The following is a 17,539-nucleotide window of genomic DNA, read 5'->3' on the forward strand; positions in this document are numbered from 1 at the left end:
TTCAGGCAAGTATAGCGATTTAGACCAAGAAGTCAACTATTATCGGACACATTCGGATAATTAATCAAAAAAACTACCTCAATCAAAATATCTCTATATGAGTAGCCCGAAAAAATCAACCCAACGTTCGAGTACCCACCAACCAGCCTATTTACTACATATAATATTTCGATTTTATGTTTTCGTTCCTCTTCCTAAATTTGCAATGATTTTATCTTTTAATTCATTCTTAAAATCCTGCATATTATCTGGAGTCCAGTCAATGTGCGGATACTGTCTGGTATCAAACGGCAGTTTCTTATTATCCAGATGATCCTTGCGGCAGGTCCAGATAATAGGTAAATTCAGTCCATAAGCAAATCCCGCTTCATAATAAATATTTGCCCTGTACCCCTTTTTTTCCGGGAACGTGGTATCTGCAATAATAAACCGTGCTTGTCTGATTTTCGCCATAATCCTGTCACATATTTTCTCATTAATCCCGCCTTCCAAATCACCATCCAAGTCAAAACCGGAATCTTTAATTACTTCGCTCACAGCTTTTAAGTATGCTTTCATATTTTCACAATCATTCGTGTCGTCATCTTCTCCCGGAAACCAGCGTACTAGAAAAACCACATTACTATTGATATTTATTCCCGAACCCTGCAATCGTTCCCAGGCTTTTGAGGTGAGAATTATTTCCCATATTTCCATTTCTCTTCTTTCTGCTCGTGGGCTTGGCAGATTTCCAGCACCATCCCCAGAGCCATAGCCGTACCCGCCTCCGCTTCTATCCTTACTATCGGAGATCAATCCCTCGGCCAACAACTCCTCGAGATAAAATTTCAATTCATCCTGATTTTGACAATGGGCCAACGGATAATCTTTTGCAGGTTTAATCTTAAGAACATGTCCTGGATGAAGCGTTAATGAACCCAGCGCATTAAGAAATTTTTTCATTTTTTCAAGAACAGTTAAATTTTTATGTTGATCAATAATTTCTTGGTAGGTGTATGAATCCAAATAAAATAGCTTTCGATTTTCCAAGGTGTTTTCACGAACAACTCCCGAAAGAACCCAGCGATCTTGAACACCTGAAATAATTGTTTTCGCCCGACTTGAAACCTCATACTTACCGCAGCGCGGGCATTCGAATTGTATTTTATTACTTGATCGCGGTTGCTCATGATTGGTTTCTGCATTACCGTCGCATAATATGCATTTATGACTCATAATTTTTTCCTCCCATCATGAACGTCTATTCCTCAGAAATCAAAACCTGGCAGCAGCCTCTGCCGTTCATCGCCACGGTCCTGAGGCATGCCATGTTTTTTTAAATTCCCGCCCTTTCCCTATCGCTTCCAGCGGCTTAATCAGGAATTTTTCAATTTCGGCAGCCGTGTTACGCAATTTTTCCGGCGCATTCCTTATACCTTCTTTTTCCAAAAATGCCTTCCACAGTGTCTGGCGGTCAGATCTCTCATCGTATATTTCCCCATCAAATATCGGCTTATGAATAGGTAAAGATGTCTTGCGATGACTAAACGTGCTATTCAATGCCTGGGCCAACTTACTCCCATCAAATTCGAACTGACGCAGCATTAGCCAAATATCGTAAAAATCTTTCATACGGCTGTTCAAAAGACCAAGTTTTACCATCGCTTCAAATTTCTCGCTAATCACGCTTTCCGCAGGATACACCTTAAGGCGGGGCCTGGGAAAATCCAGAATTACGGGGTAGTCAATGGCTTTTGGTTTTGGACAAATTACATCACCAAACCCGACATCAACCTGGATCGCAATGCGGGCACGATCCAAAAAAACCAGGAATTTAACCCGGACACCTTCATAATCCGCGTCTTCCTTTATCTTCCGCCCTTTGACTGTAGCAGCATCAAACTCAAGTCCATCCGGCAGTACTGGAAACACGCAAATATCCTTGATTATTTTTTCAATACTTTCCACTTGATTGTCAAACCGGGCTAAAAAATCTATATCACGGGTCGCCCTTCTTTCCGTAACCTGCCAGGCAATAAACGTAAGTGCCCCTTTGAGTATAAATTTGTCTGCATATTGGGATTGGCTAAACCTGTAAAGAAATCTTTCCATTCCAAAATATTGCAATATTTCAGAAAATGAACAACCGGTTTCTTTCGCCTTGTTTTGTAGCTTGGCCCGGACAGAGGCTTCCAGATTTTTTACGTCCGCTTTCATAGAATCGCTTCCAGTACTGGTTTTATGATTCTGTCAACACGGCAAAGCTTGGCATATTGCATAATCTCTTTGGGCTTTGCTTTTTTTTCCAGGACAGCACCTTTGAGGGCATCTCGCGCCACATTCACGCCTATTCTATTACGGAATTTAAAGCAATCTGCAATGGTCTTAGCAAGACTATAAACTTTGATCTTATGACCTCCGATTTCAAATTCTTCGATCCCGGCTTCCCATGTCCGGGGAGCAAAGCGATAAAACCTTACCAGTGGATATTTTATTCGATTGGCATGGGTTCCCTGGAGAATAGCTATATCCACTTTGTGAGGTATCTCATTGGTTGCTTCATGAAATGCTAATGCAGAAATAAGGCAAATAACGCCTCTGGGTGCTTGGCGCGATGCTATAACCAAATCCGGATGAGAACCATAATTGTTATTGGTTAGCTGGTATAGACCCCGGGCGATCTTTTCTATTTTCCCTTCTTTCTCAAGCAGGTTGAGGGAATCCGGATGAAATCCAGCTTCCAAAACAGCAGAAAACCGGACTATACCGCCGTTATTCCAGATAAATTTTATACATTCATGTATTTTAGCCAATATTTAATCTCCGTATGTTTTATTAATACTTGTTTGTAAGTATATATACTTTATACGGATATGTCAACTGCTTTTTCAAATGCGATGATACCTCGCCCTCGTTGACCACTTTTTTAGTATCTATCCTCATCCCCATTCCGTACTTTGTCCTTTGGCAGCTCACGCGATCAATCGTTTGAATAGGGAATGGTCGCGACCATTCCCTACTATCGATGGAGGCCTGTGCGCATTGTTTCACTCCTATGCTGCAAAGAGGCCTTCTGATTTATCGTGCTAGTGCGAACACGATAACATCCCCTTTTTACTGTTTCTTCAATAGTCACAATGCTTTTTATGTTTTTCAGGATCGACCAATTAAATTTCCAACAGGAATCAATTTAATCCCTGTCGGAAATAATCAGGATTATTTCTCCGGCGCGGCAATGGAAAGTAAATATTTATCCGGATGAAACCATTTTCGGGCGGCAGCTGTCATCTGCTTAAACGTAACCGCCCGAATACGCCGGGCATACTCCGCAATATAATCCTTACCCAGCTGATGATATTCAATCTCCCGGTTCAAATAAGCAATACCCGTATTGGTCTCCATCCCCATCGCCAAGCCGCCTGCCAGCCGCTCCTGTGTATCGATCAGCAGATGCCGCTTTATCCTGCCGGTTTGCAGCCGCCGGATTTGCTCCAAAGCTATTTTAACTGCTGCGTCAACTTTTTCCGGTTCTGTCTGAAATACAATGCACCAGGGACGGTTGCCGCGGGAAACGCGAAACTGCGAATAAATCGAGTATGTCAATCCGGCCCGGTCCCGCACTTCCTGCATCAGCAGGCTGGAAAGCCCGGCCCCGCCCAAAATCTGGTTGGCAACAAACGCCGGATAATAATCAGGATGATCGCGGTGAAGGCCCTGATGCCCCAGCACCACAATGCTCTCATGTTTGCCCGGCAACCGGTGGATATGACCTTTGGATTTCATAACAGGTGCCATCTCCAAAGCAGTATTGAAATAATCCGGTGATTGGTTCCCGCTTGACTGCCATTGACCCAAATATTTTTCCATCAGTTGCCTGACCTTCTCCGGTTCTACATCCCCGGCAATCGAGAAAATAGCTTTTTCAGGACTGATCGCTGCCTGATGATACGCCAGCAAGTCCTGGCGTGTCATTTTCGGAATCCCTTTGGCAGCCGTCAGAAGACTGCGCCGCATGGGATGTCCTGCGGGATAAGCCATTTCATAAAAATGCTGCCACGCCTGCATATCGGAATTTTGCCGGACACTGTGACAGACTGCCAAAATTTCCTGCCCCGCCTTGTGCCGCTCTATCTCGGGAAAAACCGGTTTGATAAAATTTTCACCCAACACACGGAACATAAGCGGTAAATCTTCGCACAGTGTCTCTCCGGTGATTTGAAGTTCTTCGCGCCGCGCTGTATAGAGTAACTGCGTTCCTTTAAACTCCAGGTCAGCGGCAATTTTATTGGCATCCCGCCAAAGTGATCCCCGATCCAGCATATGTGCATGCATCAGTGCCATCCCCGGTTTTTCCTGCGGCTCGGCCACAACACCACCTTGAACCAGGCCGGAAAGCACCACCATGGGATTGCCGGGATTTGGATGAACCAGTAAAGTTGCTTGGTTGGATAAAATATATTTGGTGCAGCCATGAGAAAATTTTTCACTATGGCAACGGGACATTTTCTTTCCGGCAACCGAAGTCCGAACCGGCGCCTGCCGGCTTCGGGTCGGCGCGGCCGTTGCAATGCTGCACGATTTCGCTTTTAATGCTTTGAGTGGAACCGTCTTCATTTTGACGCCATGCGGAAAAAAACGTCCAATCGTCATATTGGCCGGAATCAAATACTTCCCGGCAACTTCCTGAAGCTGCTTTGGAGTCACCTTGGCGACCGCCTGGAGATAGCGCTCGGGGATACGCCAGTCTTTGGCAACGGTCTCATAAAACCCCAGCATCAAGGCTTGGTCGGTAATGCTATCCTTGGAAAAAACCAGCTGGGCACGGGTTTGATTAACTGCTTTGACGCATTCATGTTTCCGGATCAATTGTTCCCGCACCGTCGCAAATTCTTTTAAAAACACCTCCTCAACCTGTTGGGGATGTACTGCATTTTGACAAATAGCACGAAACGTCCACACACCCGGATCGATCATTTCATACGGTGAGGCATAAACATCCGTTGCCAGTCCCCGGTCAACCAATGACCGGTATAGCCGTGCTGTTTTGCCTTTGGCAAGCACATCACTTAAAACTGAGAGTGCAAAGTGGTCTTTATGACCAGCCGGGGGAATCAATAGATTGACCTGCACCATGGGCGCAGGGCCGTGATCTTCCATCACCACTTGATTCAAGCCATGGGCAAGTTCCGCCGGATAACAGGGTTGGGCCGGTGCCTGGCCGCGGGCAATGCCGCTGAAATGCTTTTTTACATAACCGGCCAGAATTTTCTCCTCATAGTCTCCCACCACCACCAGCACCGCATTGGACGGCGTGTAGTGCGCCCGGTAAAAATTCACCAATTGTTCCCGGGAAAGCTTCTCCACTTCCTCTTTCCAGCCGATCACCGGACGGCGGTAGGGATGATTGATCCAGGTCTGAGCATTCATCAGATCACGAAAGCGCACATGCGGATGGTTTTTATTCCCATCCAGTTCAGAAAGAATCACACTGCGCTCCTTGTGTACTTCACGCGGGTCCAGCAATGCATTGGACATGCGGTCCGCCTGTATGCGCAGCACCAATTCCAAATGCTCAGACGGCACAGTCTCATAATAAGCTGTATAATCATAACTGGTAAACGCATTTTGCTGACCGCCGGTACGCTCAATCAACCGGGAAATGTCCCCCTGGGGAAACGCGGCCGTGCCTTTGAACAACATGTGTTCTAAAAAATGCGCCAACCCGGACTGCCCCTTACTCTCATTGCGCGCACCTACGCGGTACCACAAAAAAACCGAGACCACCGGCATGGCACTGATTTTCTTCGTAAGAACCTTCAATCCATTCTGTAGTATTCTTTGTTTAACCCTTGGCACAAGTCATCTCCTTTTCAATCCAAGCATCTGTCATAGCACATTTCACCCGTCCTAGGGCAGATAAAATTCCCAAAAACAAAATAATCATCCCCGCACTCTTGCCCGGCGAATGCCGGGTGAACGCGGGGATGATTATTAATCGTGATACACCGGGCCTGTCTCTCCACAATTAAAAAGTAGAGACGCCCTCCCTTTTTAGTTGTTTTTCTTATGCTTACGGTATGCTCTTTTAATGGCTTTTTTATTCTTCATTATTTTGTTTCTGTTTTTATACAAATATTTGGATAATTTCGGATGTTTGGCTAAAAACGCCCGGTTCCGGAAAAGCTCTTTTGCTACCTTAGGATGTGCCACCAACCAGCGCCGCTGGCGGTATAACTGTTTCGCAACACCCGGATGTTGATTAAGCCAATAACGATTGGCATAGGCTGCCTGCGCCACTTTGGGATGGTTATACAGCCAATCTCGATTGGCATAAACAGCTTTTGCAACTTCAGGATGATTATTTAAATAAACCCGGTTTTTATAAACCTCAATTGCAACCGCAGGATGGCTATTTAAAAATTCACGATAGTGATATATCTTTTTGGCCACTTCGGGATGATTGTTTAAATAAACCCGGTTGGCATAGGCTGCTTTGGCAACTTCCGGATGGGCTGCAAGCCATTTTTTATCTGCATAGATTGCTTCCGCAACTTTCGGATGCCCTTCCAGCCACTGCGCATTTTTCACCAGTGCTTTGGCAACTTTCGGATGTCCTTCCAACCAGACCAAATCAGCATCAGTAATGCCGGGATGCTTCGTGCGCAATTCCTCCAAAGCCTGTTTTTCCAGAGCATCCCGATTTTGTTTTTCCCACTGTTTTTGTGCTTTCACTTCATCCAAAGACAACTGCCCGTCCCCATCCTTGTCCGCCATCTGAAAGCGCTTGCCCTCTTTATAATTTTCAAACCATAATTGCTCACCCTGAAGTTCCGCTTTACTCAAAAACCCGTCTTCATTCACATCTGTTGATTCAAAACGTTCCATGGTGTAGAGCTTGTTATTGTAAATTTTTTCCGCTTCATTTACCGTAGCAGCTCCCGCCAGAACAACTTGCTGGCTGACGAACAAAGCTACCAGACCAACTCCAAGTAATTTTTTCATTTCATCCACCTCTCTTTAGTTTGTTTTTAGCATGCTTATAACCAGTAACACCACTTTCTTAAAAAAGTTTCAAAAATTATACCGGATTTCCATTCCCACCAGCATATCCCAATCTGAGGTTAGTTGCGAATTCACTGACAGGTCCCACTTTTCAAACAAATTTTTCATCCACATGAATTGACAGGTACTCATGAATCCTTGGCTATAGGTCTTCACACTTTCATATCGCAACTGATAAAATCCCCAATGCTTCCCGTCAAAACCCACCGACATACCCACTTGATAGACAATAAAATCACTATACAAAGAATTCATAAATTCACGATCTTCTAATAAAAACCCATATTGCTCAATAATATCTTGACTCAATTCCAAACTGTATCGATAGTAGCGACCATCAATCGTGAACACCCAGTCGCTGCCCGCTTCCGCTGTCAGGTTTAGCATGGGCTCCCATTGCTTAATATCCGTACCTTCCGCTTGAAAGGCTTTTTTTATAAGAGTTCTGCTCAGACCACCGCTTATTCCGAATGCGCCGTCATCCCATAATAATAATTGTTGATGCCCCATCCCAATAGCCAGAGATGATTCATTTTCCAATATAAAATAATCAATCCAGCCCTGCCAACCAACCCAGTGATGAAAATTCAGAACAAATTGCCCGCCCTTGGGCTTGAAATTTGTCCCGCTATAGTAAGCGCCTTCCAAAGACCAGTGTTCCGTAATATCCCAACCCAGTGAGGTTTTAAGCATAAAATCGCTGCCTTTTGTCCATTGGATGTTTTCCGAAAAATAATGCGCTCTGACAGGATGCACGAACAAAAACAGAAGCACCCCAGCCGTCATCCATCCCCACCCACGCCGGTTCACCGTTTGAGCCTCTGCTTAAGTTTTCTTCGCTGCGCCGGTGATAAACGACGCCATTTTTTTAATTGACGAAGCTTTTTCTTACGCTCTTGCGGAGAAAGGTTTTGAAATCGTTTGAAATTTTTCCGAATCATCTGTTTTTTATTTTCCGGGAGCTTTTTCCAGACTTCCCATTTACGCTTCAGCTGTTTTCTTTCGTCCACGCTGTGTTTTTGATATTTTTTAAATGCCCGGCGTAATTGTTTTTTTTCTTCCGCCGGCAATCGGTTAAACCAGTTTAATTTCCGCTTCAACTGTTTACGCTTTTGAGGCGGCATTTTTTTCCAGGCCCGGAAGCGCTCTCTTAACTGCTGTTTTTGTCCAGGCGTCAGTGACTCCCACTTCGCCAAATTAGTATCTACGACTTTCTCTCCCTTGACCTCCGGCTGGGTGCCGGCCAAACCGTAACCTGGCACCAGAAATGCCAGTATCAAAATAACAGCGAACAGTATTTTAATGTCCGGACGCATCATGCTCACCCTCCTCTTCGGCGGCATCGGCCGCCCCTTCTTCGCCATCCTCATCAGCATCATTTAATTCGTCGGTATTTTCCAGTAACACAATTTCCTGGTAAAACGCCAACTCGGTATTCATTGCCTGCTCGTCTTCGCTGGCAATTGATTCCAACAATTCCAATAATTGATAAAATTCAAGATCAGCAATAAGTTCTTGATCATCATGGTTAGGCGCGGAAAATGCGTTTACACTCACCGCGCCTTGCACTTGCAGTAAAAACGTCATTACCATCACCAGCCATGACAGTTTCTTCATATCAGCCTTCCTCTGAACCCTGCATTTGCTCAATATCATCCCAGTGCTCAAATAATTCCAGATTTTCAACCAGTTCAAGTTTCTCCAAAAAACCGGCTTCTTCAACCACCGCCAAATCATATAATGCCGCTCCACTACCGGGTATTTGTGATGTTTGAAAAGCAACGAACCCCGCCACCAGCAGCATGGCAGCAGCACCTATAACAGCCAATGGCTGCCAATTCAACCTCCACCGCATTTGCGACCACCAAGACACAGTTTCCGCCTCAATCCGGGCTTTCAACCGGGCTTCAAATCCCAAACCCGGTTCCGGTGCCTGCCAATTATCAAACAAACCATTCATTTTGGTGGTCTGTCCAACTTCATTCCTGCAATGAGGACACTGGGTCAAATGATAAGCAAATTCAAACATCGATTTTTCCGGCAGCTGATTTTGCAGATATTCTTTTATATTTTCCCGGCATAATCTGCAATCCATGTCATCACCACGCTTTCTCCCAATCCAGATAACCCTTTAATTTTATCCGGCATTTTGCTTTTGCACGAAACAACAGCGACTTGACTGCGGGCACACTTTTATTCACAATTTCGGCAATCTCCGCCATGGATTTGTCCTCCCAATGATCTAAAATGAGAGCCATCCGTTCATCCGCACTCAACTCGCCAATCACTTTTCTGACCATCTGATTGGCCTCGTCTTGCTCAACGCGATCACTTGCCAACACCGCTTTTTGATCCGGCAAATGGTTGCTAAGCGAATCACCCGCTTCATTCAAGGATTTATCCATACTCGTTGTTGCGTGACGTTTGCGATATCGAATCATATTCAAGCAAACATGATTCAATATGGTAAATAACCAGGAGGAAAACTTATTTCCCGGTTTATAGCGCATTTTCGCTTTATACATCTTTACAAATGTCTCTTGCGCAGCATCTTCCGCATCTTCCTTATTCTGCAAAAAGCGATAAGCAATAGCCATCACTGATCGTCTATACGCCTGAACCAATTTATCAAAAGCCTGCAGGTCACCCGCCTGAAAAGCCAGCATCCATTGTACATGCTCATCTTTTTGTGTCATTTTCTCCATAATAAATAACCCCGGTAGTGCATAAAAGTTTCACGTTTTTTTAGTCATTTTCGTTCACGCTTGTCAAAATCAGTAAAGTAAGTACGCTGTAAAATCACGCGATGTGCTTATTTTTTTAAGGAAATTTGATACTGTGTCCAAATGCCAGAGCCGGTCATGCCGATAAAGTCTTTGCATACGCTCATGAATACTTGGGGTGCGTTATTTCATTAAAAAAATAAGCACATCGCGTAATTCAACAATAGGGGGCGAGTTATGCAACAAGAACTCATCATTTCCCGCTGAAATGGATCAAAGGCAATTGCAGATCGTCCGTTTTGGATTCCGGAGACTCTTCGAACAGTTTAATACGCCCATATTCACCATCATATCCGGCAATAGCCCGGACCTCGCCTCGCCGCATTCGCATAATAGCCTCACAAACACGTGCGTCCGAAAGGTCACGCAATTGGTCTTCGGGCATAAACATTAAAACATAAAGTTCATTACTGCCGCCTGCCACCATCCGGTCCCATACCGCCTGAACACCTTTGGTCGCCCGGCCCTTGCCTTTGGCTTCGCCGATAATTTCATCCAGCGGAACCAAATGCACACTGGGAACGGCATTGGGACGTACATATCCTTCCGCCCGGTCCGCCAGCATCTCCACCCGTGACGCGACGCCATGCGTGAGTGGTTTGCGGCAAATAGGACATATCCCGTTGAGTTCTACATAGTCCTCCGGGGATACCGATTGTTTGCATTTACTGTGTCCGGGCCAATGATACTTTCCTTCTTCCGGAAAAAATTCCACTGTAAATTTAAATCGCTGATGATCATTTTTCAACAGTGTTTCCCGCAAGCCTGTCCAGGTCAACGGTCCGGAAAAGGCATTGCACTCCCTGCCAATCCGCGCGGGTGAATGTGCATCCGAATTGGAAATGATGGCAAAACGGTCCAGTTGAGAAAGACGCCAATTCATTTCCGGGTCGGATGAAAGCCCGGTCTCAATCGCAGCAATAAAATCCAGTTCTTCCTCGAAACAAGCTTCCAGGGTATCAAATCCCGATTTTTCACCCAAGACGGAAAACCAGGGTGTCCAGATGTGGGCCGGAACCATCAGGGTATCGGGATCAATCTCCCGGACAATCTTGCAGAGATTTTTAGCGCTAAAACCGAATATGGGTCTGCCATCGGAAGCAACATTGCCGCGACTTGCCAAAGCACGATTAATTTCGGCAACGGATTCAAATGTTCGGGCGATCATCACCATATGAACGCGACGGCCTTTCCCGTCCTGTTTATACATGTGCGATGTCTCGGCTGTCGGCACAAATAAAACGCTGTCATCCTGACCCTTGACGCGGTAAAAACCGCTGGGGTCCGGTTCCAGACTTTTTTTCAATTCATTGAAATATTCGGGATGCGTAAAATCTCCCGTACCGAGCAGCTGAATCCCTTTTCGCCGTCCCCAGTAATGGAGTGTTGATACTTCCATCTGTTTGGATGTGGCTCGGGAATATTTTGAATGAATATGCAAATCGGCAAAACTCAAATCCCGGGGACTTATTTGCAGATCCGCCACACATCCGGGACGACTTTTTTTTATGTCCGCCATTTTTCCGCCTTGATTGGTTTGATAAAAATTATTCCCAGGAACTTACTATCTCACAGTGAGGGTCGCCTTTTTTCCGGTGCTTAACAATATCGGACTTTACATTTTTTCCACCGGAAAGCTCCAGGGTGCGTTTGACCCATCCCAGCACGGAGAGATTATGTTCATCCGCGTACATTTCGACATCCAGCAGGATCATCCGAACCTGCTTAGTCCCTTCTTTTTCCGCGGTAAGGGTGCCGTTTTCAAAGTACTGATTCCACACTTTGGTGGCACGCATAATAATAAAATCAGGCGAGCCTACTTTATAAAAAAATTTATATACGCCTTTTAACGAGTGTTCGGCGGAGTATTTCCCAAATTGTGGAATCATGGTAAAATCTCCACTGCCAAAAACTTTGTCCATGGCCCGGTTGATCTCAATATAATATTCAAACGGATACCACATCCCAACGTAAATGTTTTTCCGGATATCCGCCTGAAACACCGGACTCAGCTGAGTCAGTATCCGCTCTTTTTGTTCCGGGGTGCCTTGCTCATCAATATACTTAAGCCGCGGGATTAATGCGGTTCCTTTAACACGGGCCACGGGTTCCTCCTCCATACCGGTTTGTTTAAAAAACTCGGATTATTATAGCAAAAATTCATTTTCTAACTATCTCTTTTTCCTGATGATTGTAAATCTCTTTAAACCAGATGGTAACCGCCTTTCCAATCCAAAAAAAACCCACCCCCGCATAGGCAAAAAGAACGATCCCACTCGAAATACGGGAAATCTGTAAAGCCGCCGGATTTGATACTTCGCGAAAGAAAAAATCCTTTACCACCGGCATCAGCCACCAAGACCAGATCAGCAACCACGTCCAACCGCCGCCGAGAAAAAGATAAAACCGGCGCAGCGTTTTTTCCGGATTGGCCGGCATTTGATTGGTTCCCAACAGGACCAGCATGGCCTGCTCATGTTCCCGGAGCCATTTGGGAAAACCGGAACGTAAAGCCGCCCAAGCCATCACAGCTAAAAAAACCCATAAAAGAATGCTGGCACTATAATAAAGTATTTTTCCTAACTCCATGGCTTCCCTCTTTCAAAAAATCCCCGGCACAACACGCTGACACTGCGTACACCGGCCGGCATGCACCGAGCTCTTTTCCACCTGATATCCCTGACGGGAAATCAGTATTTCCCCGCAATCCGGGCAATAGGTGGAATCATCGGTTGCACTCAGATTGCCCAAATAAACCCACTTAAGTTTTTCACGCGCAATCTCCCTGGCTGCCAACAGTTTTTCCGGATCGGTCGGCGATTCCTCTGAGCGATACTGCGGAAAATACCGGGTTAAATGAAGCGGCAACTCGGGGGATACATCCGCAATCCATGCCACCAATTCACGCACCTGATCCATGGCGTCATTCTCGCCGGTCACCATCAAATGGGTCAGTTCAACATGACTTTTTTCAGCTGCGCGTCGGATGGTCGCCAAAACCGGCGCCAGCGTAGCGCAACACCTTCTTTTATAAAAACCGTCCTGCATTGATTTGATATCGATATTCCATGCGTCTATCACTTCCAACAAATCATTGAGCGGGCCGGATGCAACATAACCGTTGGTAACCACGACATTGATAAGCCCCTTTTCCCTGACAATGCGGGCACACGCCAGTATAAACTCCGAATTAATCAAAGGCTCATTATAGGTATACGCAACACCACAAGCACCCATTTGTATCGCTTGTTCGGCGACCTGAAGGGGCGCCATGGCGTTCATGGAAGGAACTTTTTGCGAGATCGGCCAGTTTTGACAAAAATCACATTTCAAATTACAGCCGGCTGATCCAATAGAATAAATTTTCTTACCCGGTTTAACATGAAAAAAAGGTTTTTTCTCAATCGGATCCATACTGGATGCGGAAATTTTCCCATACGCGATTGCCCAAAGAATGCCGTCTTGCACTTGGCGGATGCCGCAGCGCCCCACTTTCCCTTCCGGTATCACGCATTGATGGGGACACAAGCGACATTGAACGGCATTTCCCTGTTTTTCCCAATAGGCTGCCCGGTGCATACTACGGCCTCTCCATCACTGTCATCACCCGGAACATCTCCCGGTGTAAGGGTGCCTACTTGGGCGGTTCTTTTCCCAGCAGGGATTTTACCTCTTCCATAAAAGCATTGATATCTTTAAACTGCCGGTAGACCGAAGCAAAACGTACATAAGCAACGTCATCCAGTTCCGCTAATTTCCGCATCACCAGATCACCGACTTCGGTTGCCTGAATCTCCTTTTCCATCCGGTTCTGAACATTTTTTTCAATCTCATCCACTGCCTGCTCCAACATCTCCATGGAAACAGGCCGCTTTTCACATGCTTTTCGCATACCGGACACAATCTTAAAACGATCAAACGGTTCCCGCCGATTGTCCTTCTTGACAATCATGGGCAAAATATCCTCAACTTGCTCATACGTGGTAAAACGCTTTCCACACTGCAAACACTCCCGGCGCCGCCGAATCGCCAATCCATTCTTACTGGTGCGGGAATCCACAACTTTGTCCTCTTGAAAACTACAAAAGGGACATTTCATGGTTTGGCCCCCCTCTCTAAAATTTTGATCTTACGCTTTAACTCCTCTACCCGGGGATAATTCGGTGCCTGCTGAATGATGTAACGGTACTCCCCGGCTGCTTCACGACCCATTCCGCGTTGTTCCAGAATCAACGCCTTATTCAAACGTGCTTCCAAATACTGCGGTTTGATCTTCAATGCCTTGTCAAAAGCCTCAATTGATGCTTCCAGCATCCCTTTGCGCGCCCGAACAATTCCCAAATTGCTCCACGTGGAAGAATGGGTATTGACATCACCCCGCCAATTTTTTTCAGAAGCTGCTGTGAAATGCTGGTAAGCAGCTTCCTGGTTTTGCTGCATTAAAGCAACATAACCTTTGTAAGAATACGGAATGGCAAAATCAGGAAAAATCTTAATCAAACGGTCAACAATGGTCTCGGCTTCCACCCACCGCTTCTGCGAAAGATACACCGAGGCCAGATCAAGTGCAAAATAGACATTATAGGGATCCAATTCGCTGGCTTTGCGAGTAGCAGCCTCGGCATCTTTGAGTTTTTCTTTGTTTACAAAATCACCCCAGTATTTATACACCCGGCCCAGGTTATTATAATCATAACCATTGAGAGGATTCATTCCCATGGTATGTTTATGAATTTTCGCTGCTTTTTCCAACAGCGGCTCTTTTTCCGTTGCCCGCTTGGCAGCCTCTTCATAAGCAATCCCATATTTGACCCAATAAATTTCCCGATGGGGATTGATGGCCGCCGCCCGACCCAACTCTGCTATGGCTTGCTGGGGATAACCCCGGGCAAGATAAATAATACCCCGTTTAAAGTAGACATCAGCCGACCAAAGCCTAAGTGAAAACATCATAAGCAGCAAAATCAAACAACCGCTGCCTAAAAAAGCCATCCATCGATTGAGCGGCAATTGGGAAAGTGAGAATTCCGTTTCCCCGGCTTGGGCAGGACCGGCAATCACTGTCTGACGCGGCAGGACGGTTCCCAGGGCTAAAAGAAACCAAAATAAGGAACCATATCCAATCACCGTGAAATTAAACTGGTTTTGGACAATAAAACCAAGCTGAGCAATACCAATGGCAGCTGTCACATGCCGCCGGTACGGCGGCAATGTCTTCAATTGTTTCCAGAGCACCGCATAAAACGCCACCAACAGCCACAGCCAGGCGCCCAATCCAAGAAATCCGGTGGTCGCGCCAATCTGGAGGAAAAAATTATGCGCTTTTTCAGGTGTCCCGTTCCATTCCAGCCGCCAATATTCAGCCAGACGGTATTTGGGAAATGTAATCTGAAATGTATCCAGACCGCTTCCGATAATGGGTTTGTCCCGCATCATCTGGAGCGCACTTCGCCAGATATACAGACGCGGTGTTATTTTTATACTTTTCATATCCATAGTGGCAATCGTGCGGGTCACTGTCGTTGAAATATTAGAGCGGACATACGGTGAAAAAAGGGTTAAACCGGCCAGTACTGCCAGCACCAGCAGCCAGCGTTTATTTCTTGTCCATAATGCTTCGCTGATATTGCCTGCGCGCGACATCTTTTTGATGTCCCAGAAAACATAGGCGGCGAGCACGACAGCCTCTGCTACCAGAGCATAAAAAGCGCCCCGGCTTTTCGTAAAAAAAATGGCAAGCCCAATAATCACGATGATAAGCAGGAGCACGCGCTTCCAGGTCACCTGCTTGACTGCTAAAAAAAGCATCATGGCAATCGGAAGCACCATCAATAAGTAAGCTGCCAGAAAATTAGGGTTTCCCAGAGAACCAAAAAGCCGGGATGCTGTATAGGTGTGGGGATTCCATTTGATAAAATCAATCCCGAAATTCTGTGCAACCCCATAACCGCCTGCCAATAAACCAGCCGCAACGATCACTGCCAGAAATTTATTGATATCCTTCAAATGACGGACATACTGATTTACCAAAAAGAAAAGCAGCCCATATCCTGCGATAGTCAGAATACCTTCAAAATCTTCGTAAACCCCGAAAACACTGGTTACAAAATTATTCGTCCACAGGGTGGAAAGTAGTGAAGAAATGCCGATCAACGCAATCGGCGGCCATAAAGCCGAAGACCGAATAGTCTCCTTGCCGAGCAGAAGCACTTTGGTTAAATAGGCCAACGACGCCATCAGCAGAAAAATCCGGAAAGCGGTTAATTTATTAAACTCAAAAACATCGTGTGTCTTGGTATAAAAAACCAACGGAACCACCAACAGCATGGCCATCAGCGAGAGCAGAATGCCTTGATTACATATCAATCGGAGTCGTTCTTTGGTCATCAATCACTCCACAATATCTGGTATATGGCAATTGCCACCCCTACTTTATACCAGATATTATCTTGAATCGAAATGTTTTTCTTGGATTTGTGTGAAATAAAGGACATGAAAACAATATTTTGCGTAAAAGCAATCCCTTGTGGTTGCCCATGATTGGTTGTTGGTCCCTTGTTTTCAGGGTACCCACAAGGGGCACCCCTACAAATTCGCGGTAGTTCTATCCTTTTACCTGCATCATTCAACTGCATATGACCATCTGCGGCAGTTGTTTCCATTTTGGAAACAGTTGCATTTTCCTACAATTCACCGCTTTCGTAATAAGTAGGGAACGCAGATCTGCGTTCCCTACTCTAATTCATCATTTCTCCCAAGATAATTCTGTTTCGAAACCACGCTTCTGCCCAGTTCTTTTTCCGTTGCTTTTCTGGCATTACCGGCAACTTTGCCACCACGTCTGGCAACATTTTTATTTCGTTTAAATGTAGCGGGTTTCTCTTTCTTGGAAATCTCTGTTGTAACGCGCTCGCCCAGCATATTAAAAATAAGTTCCAGATCATCCATGTGGTCGCGCAAATTAGCTTTTGATTTTTCAGATAAATGCTTATGCGCCCTATATTCATCGGGCGTCATTCCAAAGGTTGCTTTGGATATTTCGGCCGTTAAGATGGCAAAGTCCTGCTGCTTTTCGATACCGCGCTCTTTCCATTCATCAGTCAAATTCTGCCGTATGGCAATGCCGCGAAGCCGCTTATCTATCCAATCCTTGGAATAACCCTTTTTCTCGTAAATCTCTTTCATACGTTGTTGGGCGAGTTCAGGATTCTCTATCTCCTGCACCCGTTCATAGCCAACTTTTGCCAACCAGCGCTTAAACGGCTCGGCTTTGGGGGATGGAATAGACTGGATAATACGGAACATACCTTCGGTGTTGGCGCAGTCGGTTAAATATTTTTTGCTGTCAGAAGCTTCTAATTTCAGTTGTCTACAAATTGTAGACAACTGAAATCCGTCATCGTTTTTCACTCGGGCTTTCATTGCGTTCCAATAAACACGGGGTTTGTTACTAGCTGTTAGAACCTCCACCACATCCACCACCGAAAACCACCACTCATCGTTATGATAGGTCTTTCTAATCGCCTTTCCCTGAAACACCGCTAAACTATTAGACATGTTATTTATTCCTCCTGTGTATAGAATGATGGTTCTACACACTTAGACCAACATTTTTCAATTTCCTTGCAAAATATTGCGTTTTTTTATGCATATGTCATCAGCTGCCTAGTACCAGCAATTTTCAAATCACTTTGGTTGTTAATGATTTTAATGCC

The 17,539-nt window shown here is 45.5% G+C and carries 17 protein-coding genes; all 17 read right to left on the reverse strand.

All coding sequences use genetic code 11. From position 1 onward, the window contains the following. Window positions 1-174: 174 nt before the first annotated feature. The 17 genes from K8S19_10605 to K8S19_10685 all read right to left on the reverse strand — a co-directional run bounded on the left by K8S19_10605 (window position 175) and on the right by K8S19_10685 (window position 17,381). Window positions 175-1,029 carry a hypothetical protein gene (locus K8S19_10605; protein ID MCD4814127.1) on the reverse strand — a complete coding sequence of 285 codons (855 nt, stop codon included), beginning with the start codon at window positions 1,027-1,029 and terminating at the stop codon, window positions 175-177. Between the two features lie 252 nt (window positions 1,030-1,281). Beyond that, window positions 1,282-2,196, reverse strand: a complete 915-nt coding sequence (locus tag K8S19_10610; protein MCD4814128.1) for a nucleotidyl transferase AbiEii/AbiGii toxin family protein — start codon at window positions 2,194-2,196, stop codon at window positions 1,282-1,284. Next, complete coding sequence (locus K8S19_10615) at window positions 2,193-2,792, reverse strand: type IV toxin-antitoxin system AbiEi family antitoxin domain-containing protein (protein MCD4814129.1); 600 nt, start codon at window positions 2,790-2,792, stop codon at window positions 2,193-2,195. The genes K8S19_10610 and K8S19_10615 overlap by 4 nt, the downstream gene beginning before the upstream one ends. 403 nt (window positions 2,793-3,195) lie before the next feature. Next, window positions 3,196-5,835: an insulinase family protein gene (locus K8S19_10620; GenBank protein MCD4814130.1), complete on the reverse strand. Its 2,640-nt coding sequence runs from the start codon at window positions 5,833-5,835 to the stop codon at window positions 3,196-3,198. A 195-nt stretch (window positions 5,836-6,030) separates the two neighbouring features. Beyond that, the gene (locus K8S19_10625; GenBank protein MCD4814131.1) at window positions 6,031-6,981 is read right to left on the reverse strand and encodes an EF-hand domain-containing protein; all 951 of its coding nucleotides are present in this window, start codon (window positions 6,979-6,981) and stop codon (window positions 6,031-6,033) included. Window positions 6,982-7,050: 69 nt separating this feature from the next. Next, on the reverse strand, window positions 7,051-7,827 hold the full coding sequence (locus K8S19_10630; protein MCD4814132.1) for a hypothetical protein: 777 nt from the start codon (window positions 7,825-7,827) through the stop codon (window positions 7,051-7,053). Between the two features lie 20 nt (window positions 7,828-7,847). Further along, window positions 7,848-8,360 carry a DUF3106 domain-containing protein gene (locus K8S19_10635; GenBank protein ID MCD4814133.1) on the reverse strand — a complete coding sequence of 171 codons (513 nt, stop codon included), beginning with the start codon at window positions 8,358-8,360 and terminating at the stop codon, window positions 7,848-7,850. After that, on the reverse strand, window positions 8,341-8,658 hold the full coding sequence (locus tag K8S19_10640) for a hypothetical protein (GenBank protein MCD4814134.1): 318 nt from the start codon (window positions 8,656-8,658) through the stop codon (window positions 8,341-8,343). Before K8S19_10640 ends, K8S19_10635 begins: the two co-directional genes overlap by 20 nt. Before the next feature lies 1 nt (window position 8,659). Further along, on the reverse strand, window positions 8,660-9,136 hold the full coding sequence (locus tag K8S19_10645; protein MCD4814135.1) for a hypothetical protein: 477 nt from the start codon (window positions 9,134-9,136) through the stop codon (window positions 8,660-8,662). Window positions 9,137-9,140: 4 nt separating this feature from the next. Continuing rightward, the gene (locus K8S19_10650; protein MCD4814136.1) at window positions 9,141-9,746 is read right to left on the reverse strand and encodes an RNA polymerase sigma factor; all 606 of its coding nucleotides are present in this window, start codon (window positions 9,744-9,746) and stop codon (window positions 9,141-9,143) included. Between the two features lie 271 nt (window positions 9,747-10,017). Next, a complete protein-coding gene (locus K8S19_10655) occupies window positions 10,018-11,343 on the reverse strand; it encodes an endonuclease Q family protein (GenBank protein MCD4814137.1) in 1,326 nt (441 codons plus the stop codon). Between the two features lie 28 nt (window positions 11,344-11,371). Continuing rightward, window positions 11,372-11,929, reverse strand: coding sequence for a hypothetical protein (locus tag K8S19_10660; GenBank protein MCD4814138.1), 558 nt, complete (start codon window positions 11,927-11,929; stop codon window positions 11,372-11,374). A gap of 55 nt (window positions 11,930-11,984) precedes the next feature. Then, window positions 11,985-12,413: a hypothetical protein gene (locus K8S19_10665; GenBank protein ID MCD4814139.1), complete on the reverse strand. Its 429-nt coding sequence runs from the start codon at window positions 12,411-12,413 to the stop codon at window positions 11,985-11,987. 12 nt (window positions 12,414-12,425) lie between these two features. After that, window positions 12,426-13,403 carry an AmmeMemoRadiSam system radical SAM enzyme gene (amrS, locus tag K8S19_10670; protein ID MCD4814140.1) on the reverse strand — a complete coding sequence of 326 codons (978 nt, stop codon included), beginning with the start codon at window positions 13,401-13,403 and terminating at the stop codon, window positions 12,426-12,428. 55 nt (window positions 13,404-13,458) lie between these two features. Next, window positions 13,459-13,923 (reverse strand): transcriptional regulator NrdR, encoded by a 465-nt coding sequence (nrdR, locus tag K8S19_10675; GenBank protein ID MCD4814141.1) that lies wholly within the window; start codon window positions 13,921-13,923, stop codon window positions 13,459-13,461. Next, window positions 13,920-16,211, reverse strand: coding sequence for an O-antigen ligase family protein (locus K8S19_10680; protein ID MCD4814142.1), 2,292 nt, complete (start codon window positions 16,209-16,211; stop codon window positions 13,920-13,922). Before K8S19_10680 ends, nrdR begins: the two co-directional genes overlap by 4 nt. 345 nt (window positions 16,212-16,556) lie before the next feature. Beyond that, window positions 16,557-17,381: a Bro-N domain-containing protein gene (locus tag K8S19_10685; protein MCD4814143.1), complete on the reverse strand. Its 825-nt coding sequence runs from the start codon at window positions 17,379-17,381 to the stop codon at window positions 16,557-16,559. Window positions 17,382-17,539: the final 158 nt, after the last annotated feature.

The sequence above is a fragment of the bacterium genome (genome assembly GCA_021108215.1).
Lineage (GTDB): Bacteria > Oederibacteriota > JAAXVQ01 > JAAXVQ01 > JAUVAV01 > JAIORK01.

What these genes read in the sequence shown, in the direction of transcription:
- K8S19_10610 (MCD4814128.1), bottom strand. Translation starts at nt 2,196, where the DNA reads ATGAAAGCGGACGTAAAAAATCTGGAAGCCTCTGTCCGGGCCAAGCTA.
- K8S19_10625 (MCD4814131.1), bottom strand. Translation starts at nt 6,981, where the DNA reads ATGAAAAAATTACTTGGAGTTGGTCTGGTAGCTTTGTTCGTCAGCCAG.
- K8S19_10630 (MCD4814132.1), bottom strand. Translation starts at nt 7,827, where the DNA reads ATGACGGCTGGGGTGCTTCTGTTTTTGTTCGTGCATCCTGTCAGAGCG.
- K8S19_10635 (MCD4814133.1), bottom strand. Translation starts at nt 8,360, where the DNA reads ATGATGCGTCCGGACATTAAAATACTGTTCGCTGTTATTTTGATACTG.
- K8S19_10640 (MCD4814134.1), bottom strand. Translation starts at nt 8,658, where the DNA reads ATGAAGAAACTGTCATGGCTGGTGATGGTAATGACGTTTTTACTGCAA.
- K8S19_10645 (MCD4814135.1), bottom strand. Translation starts at nt 9,136, where the DNA reads ATGGATTGCAGATTATGCCGGGAAAATATAAAAGAATATCTGCAAAAT.
- K8S19_10650 (MCD4814136.1), bottom strand. Translation starts at nt 9,746, where the DNA reads ATGGAGAAAATGACACAAAAAGATGAGCATGTACAATGGATGCTGGCT.
- K8S19_10655 (MCD4814137.1), bottom strand. Translation starts at nt 11,343, where the DNA reads ATGGCGGACATAAAAAAAAGTCGTCCCGGATGTGTGGCGGATCTGCAA.
- K8S19_10665 (MCD4814139.1), bottom strand. Translation starts at nt 12,413, where the DNA reads ATGGAGTTAGGAAAAATACTTTATTATAGTGCCAGCATTCTTTTATGG.
- amrS (MCD4814140.1), bottom strand. Translation starts at nt 13,403, where the DNA reads ATGCACCGGGCAGCCTATTGGGAAAAACAGGGAAATGCCGTTCAATGT.
- nrdR (MCD4814141.1), bottom strand. Translation starts at nt 13,923, where the DNA reads ATGAAATGTCCCTTTTGTAGTTTTCAAGAGGACAAAGTTGTGGATTCC.
- K8S19_10680 (MCD4814142.1), bottom strand. Translation starts at nt 16,211, where the DNA reads ATGACCAAAGAACGACTCCGATTGATATGTAATCAAGGCATTCTGCTC.
- K8S19_10685 (MCD4814143.1), bottom strand. Translation starts at nt 17,381, where the DNA reads ATGTCTAATAGTTTAGCGGTGTTTCAGGGAAAGGCGATTAGAAAGACC.